The sequence below is a fragment of the Sphingomonas sp. genome, from assembly GCF_025362505.1.
GTDB lineage: Bacteria > Pseudomonadota > Alphaproteobacteria > Sphingomonadales > Sphingomonadaceae > Sphingomicrobium.
Map to the genome: position 1 here is coordinate 1 of NZ_JANYGG010000118.1, position 2480 is coordinate 2480.

The 2480-nt window shown below is 63.9% G+C and carries 2 protein-coding genes and 1 pseudogene; 2 read left to right on the forward strand and 1 reads right to left on the reverse strand.

Features of this window, described 5'->3' with window-relative positions; genetic code table 11:
- On the reverse strand, positions 1–1095 hold a 1095-nt coding region (locus Q0R27_RS11660; RefSeq protein ID WP_293944955.1), incomplete at its 3' end, for a TonB-dependent receptor plug domain-containing protein.
- Between the two features lie 217 nt (positions 1096–1312).
- On the opposite strand from Q0R27_RS11660, the gene Q0R27_RS11665 reads away from it, so the two are divergent.
- Both Q0R27_RS11665 and Q0R27_RS11670 read left to right on the forward strand, forming a co-directional pair.
- A complete protein-coding gene (locus tag Q0R27_RS11665) occupies positions 1313–1837 on the forward strand; it encodes a gamma carbonic anhydrase family protein (protein WP_293944958.1) in 525 nt (174 codons plus the stop codon).
- Between the two features lie 40 nt (positions 1838–1877).
- A pseudogene (locus Q0R27_RS11670) lies at positions 1878–2336 on the forward strand (pirin family protein); the annotation flags it as partial.
- Between the last annotated feature and the right edge of the window lie 144 nt (positions 2337–2480).

Below are 2480 nucleotides of genomic sequence, written 5' to 3' on the forward strand. Positions count from 1 at the left end.
GTAGTCGGAGATCGACACAAGATCGAATGCGCCCAGCGTGGCGTCGAGCCGCAGCGTGGCTGCAAACTGTTCGCGGTCGACATAGGCCGCTCCGGTCCCGGCGGTCTTCCAGGGATCGCCGCCCTGTGACGGGGTGATCGAAGGATTGGTGTAACCATTGCCGACCGATCCGGGCGTGCCATTATTATAGCCCGCCCAATAGTCGCAGACCTGGTTTGCGGGCAGGAATTCGCCCTGGAACTGCGCATTCGGGCAGGCCGGTGCCAGTGTGTAGTTGCCGGCCTGTCGCTCCTTGTCCGCCTTGGCATAGCGCAACGTCAGCTTTGCCTTGAAATCGCTCGAGGGTTGCCACTGGGCAATGCCGCGCAACGCCCAATGATTGTTGGCGCCGCGATCTTTCTGGCCGGGGGTGATATTCTTGATGTAGCCGTCGTCGCGGTCAAAAATGCCCGAAACCCGGACCTTCAGCTGGTCGGACAACGGCCCTGACAGCGCGCCCTCGACGATCGTCTGGTTATATCGGCCATAGGTGCCAGTAATGTAGCCGCCAGTGGTGTCGGTCGGCTGGTTCGAGACAAATTGGATGGCGCCGCCAGTGGCGTTGCGACCGAACAGTGTGCCCTGCGGCCCGCGCAGCGCCTCGACCCGGGCAAGATCGAAGATCGGGAAGCTCGCGGTGTTGATCGAGCTCGCGTAGGAGTCGTCCTGATAGACCGCGACCGGGGGTTCCTGCTGGTCGCCATAGTCGTTTTGCGACACGCCGCGGATGTTGAACACGACCTGCGATGACGAATAGGCGTTGTATTTCAGGTTCGGAATAGCCCGGACGATATCGGTCGCGTTGGTGATATTGAGCGTCGACAATGCCTTGCTGTTGAGCACGGTGACCGAGATGCCGACGTCCTGCAGCTTCTGCTCGCGGCGCTGGGCGGTGACGATGATGTCGGTGGGCGAGGTCGACGCCGCCCGTGCGGGGGCGCTGGCCTGAGCGGACGTCTGGGCCGAGGCTGCCGTCGTCGCCAGCGTCCAGGCGAGCGCGAGGGCGGTGCCCCGAATGGCAGTGTTGCAAGCGCGTTGCGCTGTCGACTGGTTCATTTTACTTCCCCCATGATCGACGCGATTCGATTTGCAAACCCGCGCCCTCCCAGCTTAGCATGGTGAAGCCTCCCCGAGCGTTTCACAAGCGATACAAGTGGGCCCGCCTGACCCAAGTGAATTGTGACGGGGGCAATGAAGCTCGTCGCCACCGGTATCCTGATGGTTCGAATTCTCGGGGCTGGCGGTCCATGCGGCGCACGGCTAGTCCGGGACAATGCCGATTTACTCGCTCGATAAGCTATCGCCTTCCCTTGCCCCCGGCGCGTGGGTCGCGCCGTCGGCTGACTTGATCGGCGATGTGCGGCTGGCTGCGCGGGCGAGTGTCTGGTTCGGCGCCGTCATCCGCGCCGACAACACCCCGATCCTGATCGGCGAGGACAGCAATATCCAGGATGGCGCCATCGGCCATAGCGATCCCGATGCGCCGCTGACGATCGGCGCCCGCGTCACCGTTGGCCATTCGGCGATCCTCCACGGCTGTACGGTCCACGATGGCGCGCTGGTCGGGATGGGTGCGCGGGTGCTCAACGGCGCGGTGATCGGCGAGGGCTGCCTGGTCGGGGCCGGCGCGCTGGTGACCGAGGGGAAAAGATTCGAGCCGGGGCTGCTGATCGTCGGAAGCCCGGCGAGAGCAATCCGCGCGCTAACTGATGATGAACGCGCCGCCCTGCTCGTCTCGGCCGAGCATTATGTCACCAAGGCAGCGCATTACGCCCGGGCGCTGCGATTACAGCACTGATACTTCTTGATCGCCGGCAGGGTCTCCCCACCTTGCGTTCATGATCGACATTCGCCCCTTCGCATCGCTTGGCCACGCCGACCACGGCTGGCTCGACGCCCGCCACCACTTCAGCTTCGCCGACTATTACGATCCTGCCCGGATGGGCTGGGGCGCGATCCGGGTGTGGAACGACGATCGCATCGCGGCCAGGTCGGGCTTCCCGCCGCACCCGCACCGCGACATGGAGATCGTCACTTATGTTCGCTCCGGCGCGATCACTCACGAGGATTCGCTTGGCAACAAGGGCCGCACCGGCGCCGGCGACGTCCAGGTGATGAGCGCGGGTACCGGGGTGACCCATTCGGATTTTAATCTCGAGGACGAGGAAACGACCCTGTTCCAGATCTGGATCGAGGCCGACCAGCGCGGGATCGCGCCTGGCTGGGGGGCGATGCCGTTCCCGCAGAAAGACCGCGACGACTCGTTCCAGTTGCTCGCGAGCGGGCAGGCAGACGATGGCGCGCTAGGGTCAGGACCCATTGATTTGAGAGGCGCGATCTGATTCAGGCTCCGCAAGGAGACGGAGCATGAGCAACCTGTACTGGCTGACGGACGAGCAGATGGCGCGGCTTGAGCCGTATTTTCCCAAGAGTCACGGCAG